Consider the following 23190-nt stretch of genomic DNA (forward strand, 5'->3'; position numbering starts at 1 on the left):
CGTGCGGGAAGCAGATCTGCGACGAGTGTCGGTTCACGCCGACGAGATCCGGCTCGACCTGGCGCTGCCGGCGGCCGTGCCGATCGCAACGCTGATCCCGCCGATCGCCGACATCCTGGCCGCCGAGCACGGCCACCCTGGCGGGCCGACGCGCTACCAGCTGTCGTGTCCGGGCCAAACCGCGCTTGACGGGTCGACGACGTTGGCGCAACGGGGAATTCGCGACGGCGCGGTGTTGATTCTCACCCGCTCGTCGACCGACATTCCGCCACCGCAGTTCGACGACACGGCCGAAGCCGTGTCCAGTTCACTCGCCACGGCCGCGCGTCCCTGGACCAGGCACGCGGCCCGGGTTACCGGCGCGCTCGCAGCGCTCTGGCTGGCGAGCGTCGGCGCAGTGCTCTTGACGCGACAAGCGGTGTGCGACAGCGATGCCCGGCCGGTGGGCACCTCGATTGCAGCTGTCGCCGGTTGCATCGCGTTGACCGGGGCCACGGTCGCGCACCGCGGATTCCGTGACGGCACCACCGCGCAGTCGCTGGGATTGCTGGCGATCGGATTCGCCGCCGTCGCCGGCCTACTGGCAGTTCCCGGTGGCCCGGCCGCCCCCAACGCGTTGCTTGCGGCGACGGCCGCTGCCGTCACCGCAGTCCTCGTTCCGCGGCTAACGCGCTGCGACACACCGTTATTCACCGCAGTGGCCGGTTTCGCGCTCGCTTCGGCGGCCGCCGCGCTGGCGGCCACCTTGATAACCGTGCCGGTAGCGGCGATCGGCGCGATGTACGTCGTGGTGTCGCTGGCCCTGATCGCGGCTTCACCGCCGATCTCAATCCTGTTGGCCGGGTTGTCACCACGGCTGACCGACGATGAGTCCGCAGACACCTTGCCCGCCAAAGCGATCCGAGCCAATGCCTGGCTGACCGCTCTGATCGGCGCATTCTCCACCACGGCAGCATGCGGTGCCGTCGCGGTCGCGATGTGCCCGGCCGGAGGCCACCGCGTCGTCGGCGTCGCGTTCGCCACCCTGACCGGTGCGGTGTTGCTGGCGCAAGCACGCTCACACCGTGACATGCCGAAGTCCGTGATGCTCGTCGCCAACGGCACCGCCACCTTGAGCGCGGCTTTGGTAGCGGCGGTCGTCGCCTTCCGGCCGCCCATCGCGTGGCTCGGAGCGACGACGGCGATGCTCACCACCGCCGCTTTCGTCGTTCCCGTCGTGCAACTCTCCCCCGTCGCACATCGGGGTCTCGGGCTGCTGGAGCGTCTCGCGCTGGCGGCCCTGGTCCCGCTGGCGTGCTGGATCTGCGGGCTCTACGGCACCGCCCGCGGCCTCAACCTGCCATGACCAGGCGGGTGTCGCGCGCAGCAAGCTGCATCGCGGCCGTCGCGCTCGCGGCACTGCCGCAGTGTGCCGCGCCGCTCGCGCACGCGGTGGCGCCGCCACCGATCGACCGCAGCCGGCTGCCGGAGCCCGCACCGCCAGCCCCGCCGACGCCCACCGTGCAGCGCGAGGTGTGTTCGGTCCCGGCAACTCACGACGCCAAGCCGGCCCAGCTCGCCGGCCTCGACCTTCAGCAGGTGTGGCGGCTGAGCCGCGGCTCGGGTCAACGGGTCGCGGTCATCGACACCGGTGTCGCGCCGCACCCACGACTGCCCGAGACGGTGGCCGGCGGCGACTATGTGTTCACCGGCGACGGCACGCAGGACTGCGACGGCCACGGCACCGCGGTTGCCGGAATCATCGCTGCCGCAGCCGATCCCGAACAGGACAGTTTCAGCGGTGTGGCGCCCGATGTCACGTTGATCAGCATCCGGCAGTCCAGCACCAAATTCGGCGCAGTCGCCGACCCGTCGAACACCGGATTCGGTGACGTCGACACGTTGGCGAAAGCCGTCCGGACCGCAGCCGATCTCGGCGCTTCGGTGATCAACATCTCGTCGGTCGCGTGTGTCCCGGTGGATTCCCGGCTCGACGACCGCGCGTTGGGCGCGGCGCTGGCCTACGCCGTCGACACCAAGAACGCCGTGGTGGTCGCGGCCGCCGGCAACACCGGCAGCCCGGCCCAGTGCCCAGCACAGCAACCCGAAACAACCTGGGACACTGCCACAGTCGCGGTCAGCCCGGCCTGGTACGACGACTACGTGTTGACGGTGGGATCGGTCAACGCACGCGGTGAGCCGTCGTCGTTCACCCTCGCCGGGCCATGGGTCGACGTGGCCGCACCCGGCGAGGCGGTGATGTCTCTGAGCCTGACCGGTGACGGGACAATGAATTCACTTGGCGAAGAGCATGATTCGACCCTGACGGGAACGAGCTACGCCGCGCCGGTCGTCAGCGGACTGGCCGCGCTGATTCGGTCCCGGTTCCCCGCCCTGACCGCCCGGCAAGTGATGCAGCGCATCGAGGCCACCGCGCACCATCCGCCGCGCGAACGGGATCCGTTGGTGGGCAACGGCGTCGTCGACATCGTTGCCGCCGTCAGCTCCGGCGCCCCGGCCGACCGGCCTCCTCGTCCGCATAACCGGCCGCTGCCGGTTTCGGCGCCGACGCCGCCGGCGGCTGCGGACCGCGGCCCCCGCCACACCGCGTTCACCGGCGCGTCGATCTGCCTGGCGGTCCTCGGGGCGGCGATACTTGCCGGCGCTGTGACGGCCCGGCTACGGCGCACCGACGGCGTCCCGGACGACTAACGCGTTTGCCCTGCTCAGTTCGGGTCCTGCCGGCAGCGGCGCCAACACTGGCCAGGGCGCCGGAATCGCGGTCTGCGGCAGACCCAGGGCACGCGCCGCGTCGTCGTCGGGGACGGCGAAGCGCACCCCGGTATCGGTGACCAGAAATCGGGTGCCGGCCTCAGGGTGGTCCCCGGACAGGCCGGTGGCGCGGACGTACGCGCTGCGACCGGGCGGGACGAAGACGGCGTCGACGGCGGGCCCGGTTCCGTCACCCTGCGACAGCGCCACCGGCAGTTGGCCGGCCGGAATGGGCGGTGTGCCGGCCACAATCGATACGGCGGCGCCATCGGCTGTGACTGTCCACGTCGCGCACAGCGGCGCATGGCCGGCATCCGGCGGCGCCGAAGCCCGCTCGGGAAATGTGGAGACCGGCAGATCGGTCACCGCCGGAGCCACGCGGATGACGTCGGGGGCCACCGAGATGATGTTGCGGGTCCCATGTGCGTTGCTGAGCCGCAGCAGATCTGCGGCAACCTGCCCGACGCGCTGAACGCCACCCGCGAGCACGACGTAATGGTCGTCGCCGTCGGCGCGCGCCATCCGCAGCACGCTGCCGATTGGAAATCCCGGCACCCTGCCCGTCCCGCCGGCCCCGGGAATGCGCGGCACGCTGATCCGCGGCACCTCCGGAACGGCATTCACTAGGACACGCGAAACCCTACGCGGCACAACGTTTTCCAGCCGCAGCGCGCGGACCACTGCAGGCTCGGTCAGGTCGACCAGCGCTCGAAGCCCGTCGTAGAGCAGGTAAGCCGACCCTCCGGAATCCGCGGCAACCAGTACGGTCTGGGCCACGGGCAGATGTTGCGGCGCATCTCCGGAGCCGACGACGACCGTCGTGCCGGCGTCGCTGTCACAGACCGTCCACCGCGTGCCGTCGGCGCCCAGTGGCTCGGCCAGTTGTTGGGGAGCACCGGGGATTCCCATCATCGGACCGCGTTTGGCGTGGGTCAGCTCGGCTTCGGCCACCGGCTGCGGGTTGCTGTTCGACGCCGTGATCAGCCGCGCCGACGCCAGATTCAGCACCGGATGCAGGGTGTCTCCGACCCGGACGTAGAGCGCTCCGGACAGCCGGGCCATCACGATCGGCGCGTTTCCCAGCGCCCCCTGCGGCCGCAGCAGGGCAAGCACGGCACAGCCGGCAACCACGATTGTCGCCACCAGGGCACCGGCCGCCAGTGCCCGCGTCGGCTGGACGCGAGTACCCCGGTCCAGCAGCGCGCACTCGATGCGGCGCAGCAGAAATCGATACCCGCTGAGCTGCAGCTGGGTCGTTGCCATCGTTCCCCCGGAATCGGCCTCACGATAAGCCGGTGACCGGGCCTGGTGTGCCCGTCAATCCACAGGAAATGAGGATTTCGCAGGTTACCGGTAATATCTCCTCGTGCTTTACCACCACACCCGTCGCTGGAACCGCCTGGGCGCCGCGGTACTGGCCGCCGGCGCCATCTTGGTCGCCCCCAGCGCACTCCCGGCCGGCGTCCCGTCAGCTTCCGCGGTCGACTGCCCGGACGTCGAGGTGATCTTTGCCCGCGGGACCAGCGAAAAGCCCGGTGTCGGACGTGTCGGTCAGGCCCTGGTCGACTCGCTGCGCGAGCAGACCGGCCTGAACATCGACGCGTATGGGGTGAACTACCCCGCGGGCAAGCTCCAGTTGGGCGGCGGCGACGGCGCCAACGACACCATCAAGCGGGTCAAAGACGTCGTGCAAGCCTGCCCGAACACCAAGATCGTGTTGGGCGGATACTCCCAGGGCGCATCGGTGATGGACATCGTGGCGGGTGTGCCGGTGGGAGGCCTGTCCTTCGGCAGTCCGCTGCCCGCCCAGTACGCCGACAACATCACCGCACTGGCCACCTTCGGCAACATCGCCGACCGGTCGGGCAGCCCGATTTCCGCCCAGAGCGCGCTGCTGGGTTCCAAGGCCATCGACCTGTGCAACCCCGGCGACCCGATCTGCCACGCCGGCCCCGGTAACGAGTGGAGCGACCACACCGACGGCTACGTGCCTACCTACACCACCCAGGCAGCGACGTTCATCGCGGCCAGGCTGTTGGCGGCTCAAACACAGGCGCCGCCGCAACCCGACGTACACATCAATTAGACCGGCTAATATCAGGCTATGGGTCTCCGCTCGATTCGCCGGTGGCCGCTGGTGCTCGCCGCAATGATTGCCACCGCGGCGTTGGTGAACGTTCCCGCACCCGCCGCGTCGGCGGCGTCCTGCCCGGACGCCCAGCTGGTGTTCGCCCGCGGCCGCATGGAGCCACCCGGGCCCGGGCAGATCGGCAACGCGCTGATCAGCGCGCTGCGGTCCAGAGTGCCCAACAGGAACATCGGTCTGTATGCCGTCAACTACGCCGCGAACACCGACGTGCAACAGGGCGCCAACGACATGAGCGGCCACGTTCAGTACATGGCCAACAACTGTCCCGACACCCGGCTGGTGCTCGGCGGGTACTCGCTCGGTGCTGCCGTCACTGACGTGGTCCTCGCCGCTCCTGGCCCGATGTTCGGGTTCGACAACCCGCTGCCGCCCGGCATGGACGAGCACGTCGCCGCGGTCGCGCTGTTCGGCAACGGAAGTCAATGGGTGGGGCCCATCACCAACTTCAACCCGATCTACAACGACCGGACCATCGAGCTGTGTCACGGCGACGACCCGATCTGCAACCCGGCCGATCCGAAGACCTGGCAAAACAACTGGCCTCAGCACTTGGCGCCCGCGTACATCCAGGCCGGCATGGTCGGTCAAGCAGCCGACTTCGTCGCCGGCAAGCTCTAAAACTCAACCGCGCGAACGTAGGTCGCGGGTCACCAGGGTCCGGGCCTGCAGCTCGTGATCGGGCGGGTAATCCACGCCGATCAGCGTCAAACCCTGCGGGGGCGCGGCCGCGAAGTCACTGGACCGGCGCGTCGCACTGAGCAGGCCGGCGCACCAGTCCGGGGTGCGCCGATGCTCGCCGACCGCCAGCAGCGCCCCGACCAGCGACCGCACCATCGACCAGCAGAACGCGTCGGCGCTGACGTGCGCCGTGACCAGGTCGCCGTCGCGCGACCAGTCGAGTCGCTGCAGGTCGCGGATCGTGGTGGCGCCGTCGCGGTGCCGGCAGAACGCGGCGAAGTCGTGCAGTCCCAACAGGTTTCGTGACGCTTGCGTCATCGCGTCCAGGTCCAGTGGGCGCGGCCAGGCCGTCACGAACCGGGCCTGCAGCGGATCCACTCCGTACGGCGCCGTCGAGAGCCGATAAACGTAGTGCCGGCGCAGTGCTGAGAATCGGGCGTCGAAACCCGCCGGGGCGCGGGTGACATCACGCACCCGGACGTCGGCGGGCAGCAACCGGGCCAGGCGTCGCAGCAGCGGCACGAATTCCGGCTCGGCCGAACGCTTTACGCGCGGATAGGCGTTGGGCAGCGCATCGGCCGGGATGTCGGCGTGGGCCACCTGCCCGGTTGCGTGCACGCCGGTGTCGGTGCGTCCGGCCGCGCGTAGGCGCACCGGTGTCCGGAATACCGTCGACAGCGCCTCGTCGAGCGCACCGGCGACTGTGCGCTGACCCGCCTGCACCGCCCAGCCCGCGAAATCCGTTCCGTCATAAGCGATGTCGAACCGAAGACGAACGTGCCCGCCACCGGTGTCGGTGGCGGGCACATCCACAGTGTCGTCAGGACTCGTCGGCGTCAGCCTTCGGTTCGTCGTCCGCCGCCGAGGCTTTTTCGGCTTCTTCGGCGTCGGAACCGGTCTCGGGACCAACCGCAGCCTCCGGCTCGACCGCGGCCTGCGGCGCAGCGGCCGCCGCCACGGGTGCAGCCTTCGATGCGGCTGCCCGGCGGGCCCGGTTGGCCTCCGAGGTCACCGTCTTCTCCTGCACCAGCTCGATCACCGCCATCGGGGCGTTGTCACCCTTGCGCGCCTCGACTTTGATGATGCGGGTGTACCCGCCGTCGCGGTCCGCGAAGTGCGGCCCGATCTCGGCGAACAGGGTGTGCACCACGTCCTTGTCGCGGATCTTCTTGAGCACCTCGCGTCGGTTGTGCAGTGTGCCCTTCTTGGCGTGGGTGATCAGCTTCTCGGCGTACGGCCGCAACGCCCGTGCCTTGGGCTCGGTCGTCTTGATCCGGCCGTGCTCGAACAGCGCCGTGGCCAGGTTGGCCAGGATCGCCTTCTGGTGCGACGACGACCCGCCGAGGCGACGGCCCTTGGTGGGCTTGGGCATTGGGACTCCTTGGTTAGTGCAGGCTGCTTAGAGCTGTTCGGTTTCGGCGTAGTCCTGGTCGTCGTAGCCGGCATCGTTGGACCAGGTGCCCGTGGCGACGTCGTAGCCCGCCACCTCGGACGGGTCGAAGTGCGCCGGGCTGTCCTTGAGCGACAGACCCAACTGGTGCAGCTTGACCTTGACCTCGTCGATCGACTTCTGACCGAAGTTACGGATGTCCAGCAGGTCGGATTCCGTGCGGGACACCAGCTCGCCGACGGTGTGCACACCCTCGCGCTTGAGGCAGTTGTACGAGCGCACGGTCAGATCCAGGTCGTCGATCGGCAGCGCGAACGACGCGATGTGGTCGGCCTCGGCGGGCGACGGCCCGATCTCGATGCCCTCGGCCTCGACGTTGAGTTCGCGTGCCAGCCCGAACAATTCGACCAGCGTCTTGCCCGCCGACGCCAGCGCGTCGCGCGGGGTGATCGAGCTCTTGGTCTCCACGTCGAGGATCAGCTTGTCGAAGTCGGTGCGCTGCTCGACGCGGGTGGCGTCCACCTTGTAGGTGACCTTGAGCACCGGCGAGTAGATGGAATCGACTGGGATGCGGCCGATTTCGGCGCCCGATGCCTTGTTCTGCACGGCCGGCACATAGCCGCGGCCACGCTCGACGACGAGCTCGACCTCGAGCTTGCCCTTGTCGTTCAGCGTCGCGATGTGCATGTCGGGGTTGTGCACGGTGACCCCGGCCGGCGGCACGATGTCCCCGGCGGTGACCTCACCCGGACCCTGCTTGCGCAGGTACATCGTCACCGGCTCGTCTTCCTCCGAGGACACGACCAGGCTCTTGAGGTTCAAGATGATGTCGGTGACGTCTTCCTTGACACCGGGCACGGTGGTGAACTCGTGCAGCACACCGTCGATGCGGATGCTGGTGACCGCCGCGCCGGGAATCGACGAGAGCAGCGTACGCCGCAGCGAGTTGCCCAGCGTGTAGCCGAACCCCGGCTCCAGCGGCTCGATGACGAACTGCGAACGGTTTTCGCTGATGGTCTCTTCGGACAGGGTGGGTCGCTGTGAGATCAGCATGGTTTCTTCTTCTCCTTCTCGGCACCCGCTATTTGATGCCGTTGGGGTTTCGAGCCGGCCGGCTCGAAAGTCCGTTACTTCGAGTAGAACTCGACGATCAGCTGCTCGGTGAGCGGGATGTCGATCTGAGCCCGCTCCGGCAGTTGGTGGACCAGGATGCGCTGACGCTCGCCGACCACCTGCAGCCAGCTGGGGATCGGACGGTCGCCGGCGGTCTCGCGCGCGATCTGGAACGGCAGCGTGTTCAGCGACTTGTCCTTCACGTCAATGATGTCGTACTGCGACACCCGGTAGCTCGGGATGTTCACGCTGACGCCGTTGACCAGGAAGTGGCCGTGGCTGACCAGCTGGCGGGCCATCCGGCGGGTCCGGGCCAGCCCGGCGCGGTAGACCACGTTGTCCAGCCGGCTCTCGAGGATCTGCAGCAGCTCCTCGCCGGTCTTACCGGGGCGGCGGACCGCTTCCTCGTAGTAGCGGCGGAACTGCTTTTCCATCACGCCGTAGGTGAAGCGCGCCTTCTGCTTCTCCTGCAGCTGCAGCAGGTATTCGCTCTCCTTGATCCGCGCGCGGCCATGCTGGCCGGGCGGGTAGGGCCGCTTCTCGAAGGCCTGGTCGCCGCCGACGAGGTCGGTGCGCAGCCGGCGCGACTTGCGGGTGACGGGTCCGGTGTAACGAGCCATAGTCAGTTCTCCTAGACGCGCCGACGCTTGGGCGGGCGGACACCATTGTGGGGCTGCGGGGTGACGTCGGCGATCGCGCCGACCTCCAGGCCCGCGGCCTGCAATGACCGGATGGCGGTCTCGCGGCCCGAACCCGGGCCCTTGACGAACACGTCGACCTTGCGCACACCGTGCTCCTGCGCCTTGCGGGCGGCGTTCTCGGCGGCCAGTTGGGCGGCGAACGGCGTCGACTTGCGCGAGCCCTTGAAGCCGACGTGGCCCGAGGACGCCCAGGCGATCACATTGCCCTGCGGGTCGGTGATGGTCACGATCGTGTTGTTGAACGTGCTCTTGATGTGAGCGGCGCCGTGCGGGACGTTCTTCTTTTCCCGCCGCCGGGTCTTCTGACCCTTCTTCGCTGCGGCGGCCTTCTTTGCGGGGGGCATGGGTTACCTGGCCTTCTTCTTGCCTGCGATGGTGCGCTTGGGGCCCTTGCGGGTGCGCGCGTTGGTCTTGGTCCGCTGGCCACGCACCGGCAGGCCGCGGCGGTGCCGCAGGCCCTGGTAGCAGCCGATCTCGATTTTGCGGCGGATGTCGGCCTGCACCTCGCGGCGCAGATCACCCTCCACCTTCAAGTTGCCTTCGATGTAGTCACGCAGCCGGGTCAGCTGGTCATCGGTGAGGTCCTTGGTGCGCTGATCCCGGTCGATGCCGGTGGCGGCCAAAATCTCGTTCGACCGGGTACGGCCTATGCCGTAGATGTAGGTCAGCGCGACCTCCATGCGCTTGTCGCGCGGCAGGTCCACGCCCACTAGACGTGCCATAAGTGGCGTTCCTCTTTCTTCGCGGAGGTCTGATCCCAGTCCGTTCCCGGCTGACTGCTCCGGGGCCCGGCCTCCGTTCCGGGCGTAGATGAGCGGCCTATCCGCTCAGTGGTGCTGGGAGGTCTGCATTCAGTTGTATGGGGCCAGGACGTGGTACTTGGCGGCGACCCGCTGCGCCCGGCTACGCCGCGCGTGCGGCCGCCGCTCAGCCCTGACGCTGCTTGTGGCGCGGATCGGAGCAGATCACCATGACCCGCCCATGCCGGCGGATCACCCTGCACTTGTCGCAGATCGGCTTGACGCTCGGGTTCACCTTCACGGCTGTTTCGATCCTGTTCTGTCTTCTCGCTGGTCGGATGGTTCGGGTCTGGTCACTTGTACCGGTACACGATGCGGCCCCGGGACAGGTCGTAGGGCGACAATTCCACCACCACCCGGTCCTCGGGCAGGATGCGGATGTAGTGCTGCCGCATCTTGCCGCTGATGTGGGCGAGCACCTTGTGGCCGTTTTCCAGCTCAATGCGGAACATCGCATTGGGCAGAGGCTCGACCACGCGGCCCTCGACCTCGATGGCACCGTCCTTTTTGGCCATAACCTTCCAGGGATCCTCGTCTTGGGTTTCGGTCGGGTACCCGCCCGAACCGGCGCAGCATTCGCTCGACTTAAAACGTCGGCCGATGTTAGGAAAATTCCGCAAATTCCTAGGACAGGGCACGCAAAAAGCCGGCGCGGATGACGCACCGTTGCTCCACGATACCCGCATTGCCGCGCTGCGCCAAAATGCTTGACCAGCGGAATAGCAGTGGTCGGCCGTCGGGTTCCACACACCATGACTGACGCAGCAGCAAGCAAACCAAACCTCGGCCGGTTCGGCTCGTTCGGCCGCGGTGTCACCCCGCAGCAAGCCCGGGAAATCGAGGCCCTGGGCTACGGCGCCGTTTGGGTGGGCGGCTCACCGCCGGCCGAGCTGGAGTGGGTGGAGCCCATCCTGGAGCAGACGACGACGCTGCAGGTGGCCACCGGCATCGTCAACATCTGGACGGCGCCCGCCAAGCCGGTGGCCGAGTCGTTCCACCGCATCGACAAGGCCTACCCGGGCCGCTTCCTGCTGGGCCTCGGAGTGGGCCACCCCGAGGCGCACAGCGAGTACCGCAAGCCGTACGACGCGCTGGTCAGCTACCTGGACCAGCTCGATGAGCTCGGCGTGCCCGCCGACCGCCGGGTGGTGGCCGCACTGGGACCGCGAGTGCTGACGCTGTCGGCGCAGCGCTCCGCCGGAGCACACCCCTACCTGACCACGCCCGAGCACACCGCCCAGGCACGCAATCTGATCGGCCCGTCGGCGTTCCTGGCGCCCGAACACAAGGTGGTCCTGACCACCGACGCCGACGCCGCCCGGGCCGTCGGCCGCAAAGCCCTCGACATCTACCTCAACCTCGCCAATTACCTGAACAACTGGAAGCGGCTGGGCTTCACCGACGACGACATCGCCCGCCCGGGCAGCGACCGCCTGGTCGACGCGCTCGTCGCCTACGGCACCACGGACGCGATCGCCGCCCGGCTCACCGAACATCTCGACGCAGGCGCCGACCACGTCGCCGTGCAGGTGCTGACCGGACCTGACAAGCTGGTGCCGGCGCTGGCCGAGCTGGCCGGCGCGCTAGGACTGAACCCCGCCTGACCCGAAGGATCCCGATGACCGAGGCCGTTTCGCTCAAACCCGACCTGGGCCGCTACGGCGTGTGGCTGGGCACCCGCACCCTCTCCCCCGACCTGGCCGCACAGATCGAATCGCTGGGCTACGGCGCGGCCTGGGTGGGTGGATCGCCCGACGCCGACCTGGCGTGGGTGGAACCGGCGCTGGCGGCGACCAGCTCGCTGCAGCTGGCCACCGGGATCATCAACATCTGGTCGTCGCCGGCCGCGGCCGTCGCCGAGTCCTACCAGCGCATCGAAAAGGCCTATCCGGGACGGTTTTTGCTCGGCATCGGCGTCGGTCACCCCGAGCACACCCAGGAGTACCAGAAGCCCTACGACGCGCTGGTGAGCTACCTCGACGAACTCGACGCGGCCACCGTGCCGACCAGTCGGCGGGTGATCGCGGCGCTGGGCCCCAAGGTGCTGCGGCTGGCCGCCCAGCGCAGCGCCGGCGCCCACCCGTATCTGACCACGCCGGAACACACCGCACACGTCCGCGAGCTGGTCGGCAACACCGTGTTTCTGGCGCCCGAACACAAGGTGGTGCTGAGCACCGACGCGGCGGAGGCCCGCCGGATCGGCCGCAAGAGCGTCGACTTCTACCTGGGCCTGAGCAACTACGTCAACAGCTGGCGCCGGCTGGGGTTCACCGAGAGCGACGTGCGCGAGCCGGGCAGTGACAAGCTGATCGACGCGCTGGTGGCCTACGGCAGCCCCGAGGCCATCGCCGGGCGGCTCGACGAGCATCTGGCAGTCGGCGCCGACCACGTGGCAATCCAGGTTCTGACCCGGCCCGAGAACCTGGTGCCGGCGTTGACCGAACTCGCCGCCGCGCTGGGACTGACAGCCAAAAGTTGATCCGGCTCCTGGGCTAGGGTTTGACCATGCGGCTGCTGGTCACCGGCGGCGCCGGTTTCATCGGCGCCAACTTCGTACACAGCACGGTGCGCGAGCATCCCGACGACACGATCACGGTGCTCGACGCGCTCACCTACGCGGGCAGCCGCGAATCGCTGACGCCTGTCGAGAACGAAATCCGGCTGGTGCAGGGCGATGTCACCGACGCCGACCTTGTTTCCCGGCTGGTCGCCGAGGCCGACGCGGTGGTGCATTTCGCGGCCGAGACCCACGTCGACAACGCGCTCGCCGACCCCGAGCCGTTCCTGCGTACCAACGTGATCGGGACGTTCACCGTCCTCGAGGCGGTGCGTCGCCATGGTGTGCGGCTGCATCACGTTTCCACCGACGAGGTCTATGGCGATCTCGGGCTCGACGACCCGCAGCGATTCACCGAGTCCACGCCCTACAACCCGTCCAGTCCGTACTCGGCCACCAAGGCCGGTGCCGACATGCTGGTGCGAGCCTGGGTGCGCTCCTACGGTGTGCGGGCGACGATCTCGAACTGCTCCAACAACTACGGGCCTTACCAGCACGTGGAGAAGTTCATCCCGCGCCAGATCACCAACGTGCTGACCGGACGACGACCCAAGCTGTACGGCAGCGGAGCCAATGTCCGGGACTGGATCCACGTGGACGACCACAACGCGGCGGTCCGGCGGATCCTCGAGGGCGGCCAGATCGGGCGCACCTACCTGATCGGCGCCGACGGCGAGCGCGACAACCTTTCGGTGCTGCGGACGATACTGAAGATGATGGGACAACAGCCCGACGACTTCGACCATGTGGTCGACCGTGTCGGCCACGACCTGCGCTACGCGATCGATCCGACCCAAATGCACGACGAATTATGCTGGGCGCCAAAGCATACTGATTTCGAGGACGGCTTGCGCGCCACCATCGACTGGTATCGCGCGAACGAAGCGTGGTGGGGCCCGCTGAAGGATGCCGTCGAGGCCCGGTACCAGCAGCGCGGTCAGTGACATGGAGGCACGCGAACTCGACATCCCCGGGGCATGGGAGATCACCCCCCAGGTGCATGGCGATTCCCGCGGAATGTTCTTCGAGTGGCTGACCGACCGCGAGTTCACCGCGTTCGCCGGTCACCGGCTGGATGTTCGGCAGGCCAACTGTTCTGTCTCGTCGGCCGGGGTTCTGCGCGGGCTGCACTTCGCGCAGCTGCCGCCCAGCCAGGCCAAGTACGTCACCTGCCTGTCGGGTTCGGTGTTCGACGTCGTCGTCGACATCCGGGTCGGCTCACCGACATTCGGGCAATGGACGTCGGTCGTGCTCGACGACCAAGACCGCAAATCGGTATACATCTCCGAAGGCCTCGCACATGGATTCCTTGCACTGCAAGACAATTCGACTGTGACGTATCTATGCTCGGCGGAATACAACCCGCAACGCGAGCACACCATTCGTGCCACCGACCCAGCACTGGGCATCGACTGGCCGGCCGGCTATGACCTGGTGCTGTCCGAACGGGATGGCGCCGCGCCCACTCTCGAGGAAGTGCGCGCCGCGGGTCTGCTGCCCACCTGGGAGGCGACCCAAGCCTTCGTCGACGGTCTGCGGGGCGACTCTTAGGATCCGCTTTCCTGCAAGCCTGCTCGTTCGACGGTCAACAGGCTTTCCGTTCGGTGTTCTTTCCAATAGGCTTCGGCTCCTCCGTTGAGGCCGAAGAGTCGTTTGCTCCACAGCAGCCAGACCACGGCGACGACGTTGACCAGGAACGCGATCACGCGCAGCGTCGTCACCTTCTCGGTCAGCTCATAGATTTCCAGCGGAAGGAACACACTGGTCGCGATCACGGCGAAATACTCGCCCCACCGTCGCACCAGCCACAGCCCGACCGCCTCGACGAGCTCGATCACCGCATAGGCGGTGAAGGCCACCGCGATCCACAGAAACGTCGACGACGACAGCGAGAACAGGTGCCCGATGTGGCGGACGATCTTGGAGTCGTCCGGATTCCAGCCGAGCTGGTTCCCCAGCGGTCGGAGCAACGGGAGATCTTGCTCGAATGCCTGCTGCAGACGCTCGCGTGATCCGCGGACCTTGAGCACGCCGGCGGCGAGTGCCAGGAAGACGACGCCGCGAACCGCGCGTTCGACGGCGAGCGCACGCATCAATGTCCGATCCCGCAGCAATCGGCCGCGCGGGATCTCCGGCGCGGTGTCCGCGGGACCACGTCGGCGCGGCGGACCGACAACGAACGTCTCGCACCGAAGGCAGCGCCATGCCTCCCCGGCCGGAGTGTCGGCCTTCAGGCGCTGCCGCAGCCCGGGCTCGTCGGGCGCAAACGTCGCGTGTCCGCGCAACCCGCACGAGCGCAGAGCGAAATCGACCATGCACGCACGCTAACGGTCGCGGCGCGCCCCCCGCATGGCAATCTGACGATATGACGAGCACCATTCTGGTCACCGGCGGCACCGGCACCCTGGGCCGCGTCGTCGTCGACCAACTCCTGACCGCCAACGCCAACGTCCGCATTCTCAGCCGCGGGCGGCGCCGTCGCAGTGCCGACGTCGAGCACGTCGTCGGGGATCTGCGCACCGGTGAGGGGCTCGACGCGGCGGTGTCCGGCGTGGACGCGATCGTGCAGTGCGCCGAGCACGCGCAGCACCTGGTCGCGGCCGCCCAACGAGCCGGTTCACCGCATCTGGTGTACACCTCCATCGTCGGCGTCGACCGCGTGCCGTTCGGGTTTTACCGGCGAAAGGTGGCCGACGAACAGTTGATCGCCGGCTCCGGACTGCCGTGGACGGTGTTGCGGGCGACGCAGTTTCACGACTTGATCGCGGTGCTGCTTCGCATGCTGTCCAAACCGCCTGTCCTGGCGCTGCCCGCGGGCTGGAGCTTCCAGCCGGTCGACGTGCGCGAGGTCGGAGACCGGCTGGCCGGGCTCGCCCTCGGCGAACCCGTCGGCAGAGCACCGGATTTCGGTGGACCACAAGTCAGCTCGATTGCCGATCTCGCCCGAAGCTACCTTGCCATCGTCGGGAAGCGACGAGTGATCCTGCCGGTGTGGCTGCCCGGCAAGGTGTTCCGGGCGTACCGCGCCGGCGGGCACCTGGCGCCCGACCACGCGGCGGGTACCGTCACCTTCGAGCAATACCTCACCGAGCAGCTTGCCGCCGGCCACGTCCCGTACGCCGACGCCCTTCGCGACTACCTGCCGCTGCGTCGATCCAACAAGCCGCGATGACATTCACCGTCACACGGGTCCGGCCTCGACCACACTGAGCGGCGATGCGGTCTGCACCACCCGCGTCATCCGGAAACCGGCCTGGCTGAGCAGGTCTCGGTATTGGGCGGCGGTGCGTTCGCGGGCCGCCAAATTCAGCAGCATCTCCAGATCCGCCCATTTCCCGGCAAACTCGCGGTCGTGGCCGGGGATGACCATTTCGACCAGCAACACCGTGGCCCGCGGGCCGGCCGCGGCGCGCACATTACGTAGGATCTGCACCGCCTTCTCGTCGGGCCAGTCGTGAACGATGTTCTTCAGGACATAGGCGTCACCGCCGGCCGGAATGGCGTCGAAAAACGATCCTGTCGCGATCTGCACGCGGTCGGCAACATTGTGCCGGCACAACAGGTTCGGCGCCGCCTCAACCACACTCGGCAGGTCGTAGAGAACGCCGCGAGACGCCGGTGCCGCGGTCAAGATCGCCGCCAGCAGCGGACCCTGCCCACCGCCGACGTCGACGATCGTCGGGTAGCGGCCGAAGTCGTAGCCGGCCACCACCGCCGCGTCGGTCAGCTGCGAAATGCTGGTCATGGTGCGGTTGAACAGTTCGGCGTGCTCTGGGTGCTCGGCGAAGTAGTCGAAGCTGCCCGTGCCGTGCAGCACCGGAACGACGGCCTGACCGGTTCGCACCGAGTCCGCCAGCAGGGTCCAGCGATCCCGTTGCTCGGCCGACCCGTAGAACCGCGCCGCCCAGGCCATCGACACAGGCGCGTCCGAACGCAGAGTGGCGGCGAGGGAATTCAGCTCGTAACGGCCGTCGCCGCGACGACGGAAGATGCCCCGGCTGATCAAGGCCCGCAGTAAGCGCTCCAGCGCGTCGGCGTCGGCGCGCACCCGGGCAGCCAACTCGTCGATCGGCAGCGGCCCGTCGGCCAGGGAGTCGGCGACGCCGAGTTGGGCGGCCACCGTGATCGCCTGCGACGCCCACGCCGCGATGATCATCTCCAGCATCGCCGCCGGCGGTGGCATCAGCCGTTGATGAATTCGGAAGAGGTAGTACCGAATCCGCTCGACGACACGGGCCACCCCGGCCGGCGGCACCATGGCGGTCGTCACGACCGCAGGCCGGCTGTCAAAGCGCCGGCCTTGAGCTCGCGGCTGATTGCCGCGGACATCCGGTGATGACTGACCGAGCGCAGAAACGTCGCCAGTGCCCACGTCATCAACCGGTCCGAAATCATGCCGGCCGGTCGCAGCATCGACTCGCTGCGCGAGACCTGTTGTGTGGTCACCCACGAAACGGCCTTGACGTTGCGCCGCCTGGTGTTCTCGTACCAGCGCAGCGCGTTCGGAGCGTGGTGGAATTCGCGCAGCGCCTTACGCAGCACCATCGTGTCGAGCAGCGCTTGGTTGGTGCCCTGCGCAAGCGTCGGCGGCATCGTGTGCGCGGCGTCGCCGAGCAGGGTCACCGCGCCGCGGCCCGCCCGCGGAATGGGGTGGCGAAAGTGCGGGTACGGCGAACCCGCCAGGTCGTCGTCGGTCAACGTCGCCAACAGGCGATCCACCACGTCGGACCATCCGGCGAAATGGGACCGGATCATCTCGATGGGCCGTTGGGGCCGGACGAAATCCGGCGACCAGGGCAGGTCGAACCACCACTGCACGGCAAATCCTCCGGCCGGCCACAGGCCGAGGTTTCCGTGTTCACCGATCATCATCAGCGCGACGCGCTCGTCGGTGACTTCGGGAAGACTCACTAACCCCTGCCAACTGCACCAGCCGGTCGGCTTCGCGTGTGGCGCGCCGACGATACGCCGGATCGCCGAGTGCAGACCGTCCGCACCGATGACCACGTCGCCCTCGGCCGAGGTGCCGTCGTCGAAGTCGACCCGCACCCCGTGTCGGGTATCGACCGCTGCGACCGCCCGGACGCCGCACCGGATGCGATCGACCGGAAAGCCGTCCAGCAGCCGTTCCAGCAACACTCGACGCGGAACCATCCGCACGGGTTCGCCCAGCAGATCCGTGATCGTCGTCAGGTCCAAGGTGGCGATCGGGTGGCCCGTCGAAGTCAGCACCTGCACGCTGGACAGCAGTTGACCGGCCCCCGCCATGTCGACACCCAGCTGCGCGAGAACCGTTGCGCCATTGGGCCATATCGTCACAGCGCCGCCACCCGCGGTGATCTCCGGTCGCTGGTCGAACACGGCGACGTCATGTCCGTCGCGCAACAATCCGCGGGCGACGGAAATGCCGCCGACGCCGGCGCCTACAACCAGCACCCGAAGCGGCATCGGCTCAGTCCTCGACGTGGCGCTCATAGGCCCAACGTTCAAGTCGCGCTTGCAGCTTCACCAGGCCCAGCCCGGCGATCGGCGTGCCCGCCGAAAGGTAGACCATCAGCAACTGGCTCATCGCAAAACCTCCTGCTGCTTACACGGTGTACTTCGCCGAGAAGTTCACCGCGCCCAGGAGTCAGCCGCCGCGCAGCGCAACGAGTTGGCGCATGTCGGCCAGGCCCTGTTCCTGCGCGTCGTTGAGGAAGGCCGGCAGGGGTGCCCGCACTTCGGGCAGCACCTCGTGGTCGATGAGGGCCTGCAACGCTGCTTCCTTGCCGCTGCGGCCGGCCTGGTTGTCGAGCTCCTGGCGGCCCGACGGCGTTGAGTAGTCGTAGAGTTCGCGCTCGATCGGTCGTGTCGTATCGATTTCCATGCCGCCGGGCGTCCAGTAGGAATACATGCTCAGCTTGGCGTCCGGGGTCCGCACCGCCACGACATGATTCGGTGCTGACGTGGGAATGTTGGTCGGCAGGTCAGCTCCGCCGAACACGGCGCGGATTTGCGGCGACTTCAACAGGGTGGCCATCTCCTCGACCGACATGTCGTCGGTGACGTGCGCAATCCACGGCCGCCCCTTCGCCGCCGGGTTGCGCGCGATCGCGGCAAGGTCGGCGCGGCCCGCCAAATAGGAGTACCGGGGTTCGGCGCGCCAGCCGTCGCCGCCGTACCCGATCGTCAGCAGCAGCGCGGCCAGGTCGACGCTGGAGGTCAGCTGGGTGCGGGTGTCACCGGGCTTGGGCGTCAGACGCCCGTGCGGGTCACGGACGTACAGCGGTACCCGAATCGCCTCGTCGTAGGCCGCTGCGCCCTTGCCGCGCAAACCGTGCGAGCCGCCGTACTCGCCGTGATCGGAGGTGAAGACGACGACGGTGTCGCGGTCGATGTCGGGGTGGGCGGCCAGCTTGTCGAGCACTCTCCCGATTTGGACGTCGACCTGCTGCTGCAGCCACAGGTACATGTCCAGGCAGCGGGCCCACTGCTTCGCGACGTCGGGCCCGGAATACGTCAGCACGCCGGTCAGCAGCGGCGACATGAAGTTGAGGTAGTCGATCTGCAGTTGCGGCTTGCCGCGCCGGCGCAGATCGTCGGGTGTTTCGAAGTTGACCGGCGCGGCGTCGAACCAATGCGGAACATCTTCGGGCAGCGGATTTTTCGGCCACCAGCAGATGTCGTGCGGGTTGACCAGCGAGACGGTGGTGCACCAGGGGCCGTTACCGCCGTTGCCGTCGAACCAGTCGGAGAACTGGTCGACAATGCCGGGATCCTTGTGTAGTCCCTGGTTCGGTGAGCCGTTCGGCGACGGATACGTGCCGCCCGAAAAGCCATGTTCTTCAAGGCCTTCGGGGGTGTTGTCACCCGAATGTCCCAGATGCCACTTGCCCCACCACCAGGTCCGGTAGCCCTGCTGGCGCAGCATGGTGCCCCAGGTCGGGAACCGGGGCGCCAGCGTCGACTCGCTGGGTCCTTCGCCGGTGAACAAGCATCCGGTTTGATGCGAATAAAGCCCGGTGGTCATCACGCCACGCGACGGCGTGCACATGTTCGACGCGGTGTAATGCGATTCGAACGACACGCTGCTGCGTTGCAGCCGGCCGAGATTGGGCAGCAGCGTGTTGAGCTTGTGGGGTTCGGGAAACCACTGCGGCGCGCGCATCTGGTCCACGACGATCACCAGGATGTTGGGTTTGTTACCGCCGCTGCGTGCCGACTCGCTCGGACCGGGCGTGCGCAGGAGCTCGTATCCGCCGATTCCCGCCGCGACGGCACCCGCCGCCGCCGCACCCGCGAGCACGGTCCGCCGATTAATCGAAGCCATGCCTCAATCTAGATCCGGCCTCGTCTGAGCTGTGCGCCGCCCACCTGAACCGCCCCACTACATGACGGGTCGAATTACAGCAGCTTGCCACACCGTCGTCGGTTTACTAGGATATCCTAGTATCCGCTTTTTCGCATATTGGTGAGGGCACCCATGACCGCACAGATTCCGCATTTCCTCGATGGCCGGCGCAGCGCCGGGCAGTCCGAGCGCACCGCCGAGGTGTTCGATCCCAACACCGGCCGGGTGCAGGCGCTGGTCCCCATGGCCGGCAAGGCCGACGTCGACGCCGCGGTGGCCTCGGCCGCCGAAGCGCAGAAAGGCTGGGCGGCGTTCAACCCGCAGCGGCGCGCCCGGGTGATGATGCGGTTCATCGAGCTGGTCAACACCCACGTCGACGAGTTGGCCGAGATGCTGTCGCTGGAGCACGGCAAGACGCTGGCCGATTCCCGCGGTGATATTCAGCGCGGTATCGAGGTGATCGAGTTCTGCATCGGTATCCCGCACCTGCTCAAGGGCGAGTACAGCGAAGGCGCCGGCCCGGGCATCGACGTCTATTCGCTGCGCCAGCCGCTGGGAGTGGTCGCCGGCATCACCCCGTTCAACTTCCCGGCGATGATCCCGCTGTGGAAGGCCGGGCCCGCACTGGCATGCGGAAATGCCTTTATTCTCAAGCCTTCTGAGCGCGACCCGTCGGTGCCGTTACGGCTGGCCGAGTTGTTCATCGAGGCCGGCCTGCCGCCGGGCGTGTTCCAGGTGGTGCACGGCGACAAGGAAGCCGTCGACGCGATCCTGACCCATCCCGACATCGCCGCGGTCGGTTTCGTCGGCAGCTCGGACATCGCCCAGTACATCTATGCGACCGCGGCGAGCACCGGCAAGCGCGCACAGTGCTTCGGCGGCGCCAAGAACCACATGATCGTGATGCCCGACGCCGACCTGGACCAGGCGGTGGACGCGCTGATCGGCGCCGGATACGGCAGCGCCGGCGAGCGGTGCATGGCAATCAGCGTCGCTGTGCCGGTCGGCGAGCAGACCGCGGAACGGTTGCGGGCGAGGCTGATCGAGCGCGTCAACAACCTGCGGGTCGGCCACAGCCTCGACCCGAAGGCCGATTACGGTCCGCTGGTCACCGGCGCTGCTCTGAACCGGGTGCGCGACTACATCGGTCAGGGTGTGGCCGCCGGCGCCGAGCTGGTCGTCGACGGACGCGAACGCGCCAGCGACGACCTCTCGTTCGGTGACGCCAACCTGGAGAGCGGGTTTTTCATCGGACCCACGCTGTTCGACCACGTCACGTCCGACATGTCGATCTACACCGACGAGATCTTTGGGCCCGTGCTGTGCATAGTGCGTGCCCACGATTACGAAGAGGCGCTGCGGCTTCCTTCCCAGCACGAATACGGCAACGGCGTGGCGATTTTCACCCGCGACGGCGACACTGCCCGTGACTTCACCTCGCGCGTGCAGGTGGGCATGGTGGGTGTCAATGTGCCGATCCCGGTGCCGGTCGCCTACCACACCTTCGGGGGCTGGAAGCGCTCCGGTTTCGGCGACCTCAACCAGCACGGCCCGGCGTCGATCCAGTTCTACACCAAGGTCAAGACCGTCACCTCACGCTGGCCGTCGGGCATCAAGGACGGCGCCGAATTCGTCATCCCGACTATGAAGTAGCGCTGGAATGCAATTCTTCGGTCTGGACGACGACGAGCGCGAGATCGCCGAGACGGCGGCCGCGTTCGCCGAAAAGCGGCTCGCGCCGTACGCGCTGGAATGGGATGCCAACCAACACTTCCCGGTCGACGAGCTGCGGGAGGCGGCGCAACTCGGGATGGCGGCGATCTACTGCCGCGACGACGTCGGGGGCAGCGCGCTGCGGCGGCTGGACGGCGTGCGGATCTTCGAGCAGCTGGCGATCGCCGACCCCACCACGGCAGCGTTCCTGTCCATCCACAACATGTGCGCGTGGATGATCGACACATACGGTACGCCCGAACAGCGCAAGAGCTGGGTGCCGCGACTGGCGTCGATGGACGTCATCGCCAGCTACTGCCTGACCGAGCCCGGCGCCGGTTCGGACGCCAGCGCGTTGCGCACCCGGGCGGTCAAAAACGGTTCGGACTATGTGCTGGACGGCGTCAAGCAGTTCATCTCCGGCGCGGGCGCCTCGGACGTGTACGTGGTGATGGCGCGCACCGGCGGCGAGGGACCGCGCGGAATCTCGGCGTTCGTCGTCGAAAAGGGCAGTGCCGGAATGAGTTTCGGCGCTCACGAGCAGAAGATGGGCTGGAACGCGCAGCCCACCGCGCAGGTGGTGCTGGAAGGCGTGCGGGTGCCGGCCGACGCGATGCTCGGCGGTCCGGAAGGTGAAGGCACCGGCTTCTCGATCGCGATGAACGGGCTCAACGGCGGCCGGATCAACATCGCGGCGTGCTCGCTGGGTGGGGCGCAGGCGGCGTTCGACAAGGCGGCGTCGTACCTTCGTGAGCGCCAGGCGTTCGGCTCCGCGCTGCTCGACGAGCCCACCATCCGGTTCACCCTGGCCGATATGGCCACCGCGCTGGAGACGTCGCGAATGATGTTGTGGCGCGCGGCCGACGCGCTCGATGAGGACGCCGACGACAAAGTCGAACTCTGCGCGATGGCCAAGCGCTACGTCACCGACGCGTGCTTCGAGGTCGCCGACAAGGCCCTGCAGTTGCACGGCGGCTATGGCTACCTGCGCGAGTATGGTCTGGAGAAGATCGTCCGCGATCTGCGGGTGCATCGCATCCTGGAAGGGACCAACGAAATCATGCGGGTGGTCATCGGCCGCGCCGAGGCTGCCCGCGTCCGCGCCGGCACGTAGGAGGGCTGATGTCGACGGTCGCGTTCCTGGGGCTGGGCCACATGGGTGGGCCGATGTCGGCGAATCTCGTTGCGGCAGGCCACACCGTGCGGGGCTTCGACCCGGTGGCCGCCGCGGCGACCGCTGCCGCCGACAAAGGTGTCGCGGTGTTCGACAGCGCCGCCGCGGCGGTGGCCGGCGCCGAAGTGGTCCTCACGATGCTGCCCAATGGCGATGCGGTCAAACGCTGTTACGCCGATATCCTGCCGGCGGCACAGCAGGGCACTTTGTTCATCGACAGCTCGACAATCTCCGTCGACGACGCCCGCGAAGTGCACGCGCTAGCCGGCTCGCACGGCTTCGCCCAACTCGACGCACCGGTCTCGGGCGGGGTGGCGGGCGCGGTCGCCGGCACACTGGCGTTCATGGTCGGCGGCGATTCGGAGACGCTTGAACAGGCGCGCCCCGTGCTGGAACCCATGGCGCGCAAGATCATTCACTGCGGCAGCGCCGGCGCCGGCCAGGCCGCGAAGGTCTGCAACAACATGGTGTTGGCCGTGCAGCAGATCGCGATCGGTGAAGCGTTCGTGCTGGCCGAAAAGCTCGGCCTGTCAGCGCAATCGCTGTTCGACGTCATCACCGGAGCGACCGGCAACTGCTGGGCCGTGCACACCAACTGCCCGGTGCCGGGGCCGGTGCCGACGTCGCCGGCCAACCACGACTTCAAGCCGGGCTTCGCGACCGCGCTGATGAGCAAGGACCTGGGGCTGGCGATGGACGCGATCGCGTCAACCGGCGCGACGGCGCCGCTGGGCACCCACGCCGCGCAGATCTACGCCGAGTTCGCAGTCGACAACGCCGACAAGGATTTCAGCGCCGTCATCGAGATGCTGCGCAACGGCTAGCGGCCGGGGC

General features: G+C 67.8%; 25 protein-coding genes. 12 read left to right on the top strand and 13 right to left on the bottom strand.

Annotated elements, in window-relative coordinates; translation table 11 throughout:
- Position 1 precedes the first annotated feature (1 nt).
- Positions 2-1345, top strand: a complete 1344-nt coding sequence (eccD, locus tag AWB95_RS08680) for a type VII secretion integral membrane protein EccD (RefSeq protein WP_169714652.1) — start codon at positions 2-4, stop codon at positions 1343-1345.
- Positions 1342-2691 (top strand): type VII secretion-associated serine protease mycosin, encoded by a 1350-nt coding sequence (gene mycP, locus AWB95_RS08685; RefSeq protein WP_085168018.1) that lies wholly within the window; start codon positions 1342-1344, stop codon positions 2689-2691. Before eccD ends, mycP begins: the two co-directional genes overlap by 4 nt.
- Here the strand turns inward: mycP and eccB are convergent.
- A complete protein-coding gene (gene eccB, locus AWB95_RS08690) occupies positions 2659-4014 on the bottom strand; it encodes a type VII secretion protein EccB (protein WP_062538354.1) in 1356 nt (451 codons plus the stop codon). The two genes, mycP and eccB, sit on opposite strands and share 33 nt — an antisense overlap.
- Positions 4015-4150: 136 nt before the next feature.
- Between eccB and AWB95_RS08695 the strand changes: the two genes are divergently transcribed.
- A complete protein-coding gene (locus tag AWB95_RS08695) occupies positions 4151-4837 on the top strand; it encodes a cutinase family protein (protein ID WP_373280745.1) in 687 nt (228 codons plus the stop codon).
- 18 nt (positions 4838-4855) lie between these two features.
- Entirely contained in the window at positions 4856-5518 is a 663-nt protein-coding gene (locus AWB95_RS08700; RefSeq protein WP_062538353.1) for a cutinase family protein, read from the top strand.
- A gap of 3 nt (positions 5519-5521) precedes the next feature.
- Here AWB95_RS08700 and truA read toward each other — a convergent pair whose 3' ends face one another.
- The 8 genes from truA to infA all read right to left on the bottom strand — a co-directional run bounded on the left by truA (position 5522) and on the right by infA (position 10097).
- Entirely contained in the window at positions 5522-6391 is an 870-nt protein-coding gene (gene truA / locus AWB95_RS08705; RefSeq protein ID WP_062538352.1) for a tRNA pseudouridine(38-40) synthase TruA, read from the bottom strand.
- 7 nt (positions 6392-6398) lie between these two features.
- Positions 6399-6950 (bottom strand): 50S ribosomal protein L17, encoded by a 552-nt coding sequence (gene rplQ, locus AWB95_RS08710; RefSeq protein WP_062538351.1) that lies wholly within the window; start codon positions 6948-6950, stop codon positions 6399-6401.
- Positions 6951-6977: 27 nt separating this feature from the next.
- On the bottom strand, positions 6978-8021 hold the full coding sequence (locus AWB95_RS08715; RefSeq protein WP_062538350.1) for a DNA-directed RNA polymerase subunit alpha: 1044 nt from the start codon (positions 8019-8021) through the stop codon (positions 6978-6980).
- Between the two features lie 74 nt (positions 8022-8095).
- On the bottom strand, positions 8096-8701 hold the full coding sequence (rpsD, locus tag AWB95_RS08720) for a 30S ribosomal protein S4 (protein ID WP_045384531.1): 606 nt from the start codon (positions 8699-8701) through the stop codon (positions 8096-8098).
- An 11-nt stretch (positions 8702-8712) separates the two neighbouring features.
- Positions 8713-9126 (bottom strand): 30S ribosomal protein S11, encoded by a 414-nt coding sequence (gene rpsK, locus AWB95_RS08725; protein WP_045384533.1) that lies wholly within the window; start codon positions 9124-9126, stop codon positions 8713-8715.
- A gap of 3 nt (positions 9127-9129) precedes the next feature.
- The gene (rpsM, locus tag AWB95_RS08730) at positions 9130-9504 is read right to left on the bottom strand and encodes a 30S ribosomal protein S13 (protein ID WP_045384535.1); all 375 of its coding nucleotides are present in this window, start codon (positions 9502-9504) and stop codon (positions 9130-9132) included.
- Between the two features lie 205 nt (positions 9505-9709).
- The gene (gene rpmJ, locus AWB95_RS08735; protein ID WP_003879483.1) at positions 9710-9823 is read right to left on the bottom strand and encodes a 50S ribosomal protein L36; all 114 of its coding nucleotides are present in this window, start codon (positions 9821-9823) and stop codon (positions 9710-9712) included.
- Positions 9824-9875: 52 nt separating this feature from the next.
- A complete protein-coding gene (infA, locus tag AWB95_RS08740) occupies positions 9876-10097 on the bottom strand; it encodes a translation initiation factor IF-1 (protein WP_003418601.1) in 222 nt (73 codons plus the stop codon).
- 237 nt (positions 10098-10334) lie between these two features.
- Here infA and AWB95_RS08745 point away from each other — a divergent pair, with 237 nt between their 5' ends.
- Genes AWB95_RS08745 through rfbC form a run of 4 tightly spaced genes read left to right on the top strand, consistent with a single transcriptional unit; the run spans position 10335 to position 13690 of the window.
- Positions 10335-11186, top strand: a complete 852-nt coding sequence (locus AWB95_RS08745) for an LLM class F420-dependent oxidoreductase (RefSeq protein ID WP_062538349.1) — start codon at positions 10335-10337, stop codon at positions 11184-11186.
- 14 nt (positions 11187-11200) lie between these two features.
- Positions 11201-12061: an LLM class F420-dependent oxidoreductase gene (locus AWB95_RS08750; protein WP_062538348.1), complete on the top strand. Its 861-nt coding sequence runs from the start codon at positions 11201-11203 to the stop codon at positions 12059-12061.
- Positions 12062-12087: 26 nt separating this feature from the next.
- Positions 12088-13083 carry a dTDP-glucose 4,6-dehydratase gene (rfbB, locus tag AWB95_RS08755; protein ID WP_062538347.1) on the top strand — a complete coding sequence of 332 codons (996 nt, stop codon included), beginning with the start codon at positions 12088-12090 and terminating at the stop codon, positions 13081-13083.
- Between the two features lies 1 nt (position 13084).
- The gene (rfbC, locus tag AWB95_RS08760) at positions 13085-13690 is read left to right on the top strand and encodes a dTDP-4-dehydrorhamnose 3,5-epimerase (RefSeq protein WP_062538346.1); all 606 of its coding nucleotides are present in this window, start codon (positions 13085-13087) and stop codon (positions 13688-13690) included.
- Here the strand turns inward: rfbC and AWB95_RS08765 are convergent.
- Positions 13687-14454 carry a DUF2127 domain-containing protein gene (locus AWB95_RS08765; protein WP_062538345.1) on the bottom strand — a complete coding sequence of 256 codons (768 nt, stop codon included), beginning with the start codon at positions 14452-14454 and terminating at the stop codon, positions 13687-13689. The two genes, rfbC and AWB95_RS08765, sit on opposite strands and share 4 nt — an antisense overlap.
- A 50-nt stretch (positions 14455-14504) precedes the next feature.
- Between AWB95_RS08765 and AWB95_RS08770 the strand changes: the two genes are divergently transcribed.
- A complete protein-coding gene (locus AWB95_RS08770; RefSeq protein WP_062538344.1) occupies positions 14505-15311 on the top strand; it encodes an SDR family oxidoreductase in 807 nt (268 codons plus the stop codon).
- 9 nt (positions 15312-15320) lie between these two features.
- On the opposite strand, the gene AWB95_RS08775 is transcribed toward AWB95_RS08770, so the two are convergent.
- The 3 genes from AWB95_RS08775 to AWB95_RS08785 form a co-directional block, all read right to left on the bottom strand.
- Entirely contained in the window at positions 15321-16409 is a 1089-nt protein-coding gene (locus tag AWB95_RS08775) for a methyltransferase (protein WP_062538343.1), read from the bottom strand.
- A complete protein-coding gene (locus AWB95_RS08780; RefSeq protein WP_062538342.1) occupies positions 16406-17587 on the bottom strand; it encodes an FAD-dependent oxidoreductase in 1182 nt (393 codons plus the stop codon). The genes AWB95_RS08775 and AWB95_RS08780 overlap by 4 nt, the downstream gene beginning before the upstream one ends.
- A gap of 181 nt (positions 17588-17768) precedes the next feature.
- Positions 17769-19448 carry a sulfatase-like hydrolase/transferase gene (locus tag AWB95_RS08785; protein ID WP_062538341.1) on the bottom strand — a complete coding sequence of 560 codons (1680 nt, stop codon included), beginning with the start codon at positions 19446-19448 and terminating at the stop codon, positions 17769-17771.
- Between the two features lie 153 nt (positions 19449-19601).
- On the opposite strand from AWB95_RS08785, the gene AWB95_RS08790 reads away from it, so the two are divergent.
- From AWB95_RS08790 to mmsB, 3 genes are read left to right on the top strand one after another with little or no spacing between them, the layout of a single operon-like run.
- Positions 19602-21122: a CoA-acylating methylmalonate-semialdehyde dehydrogenase gene (locus AWB95_RS08790; protein ID WP_062538340.1), complete on the top strand. Its 1521-nt coding sequence runs from the start codon at positions 19602-19604 to the stop codon at positions 21120-21122.
- 7 nt (positions 21123-21129) lie between these two features.
- Positions 21130-22296, top strand: coding sequence for an acyl-CoA dehydrogenase family protein (locus tag AWB95_RS08795; RefSeq protein WP_062538339.1), 1167 nt, complete (start codon positions 21130-21132; stop codon positions 22294-22296).
- 8 nt (positions 22297-22304) lie between these two features.
- Complete coding sequence (gene mmsB, locus AWB95_RS08800) at positions 22305-23180, top strand: 3-hydroxyisobutyrate dehydrogenase (protein ID WP_062538338.1); 876 nt, start codon at positions 22305-22307, stop codon at positions 23178-23180.
- Positions 23181-23190: the final 10 nt, after the last annotated feature.

This window comes from Mycobacterium celatum (assembly GCF_002101595.1).
Taxonomy (GTDB): domain Bacteria; phylum Actinomycetota; class Actinomycetes; order Mycobacteriales; family Mycobacteriaceae; genus Mycobacterium; species Mycobacterium celatum.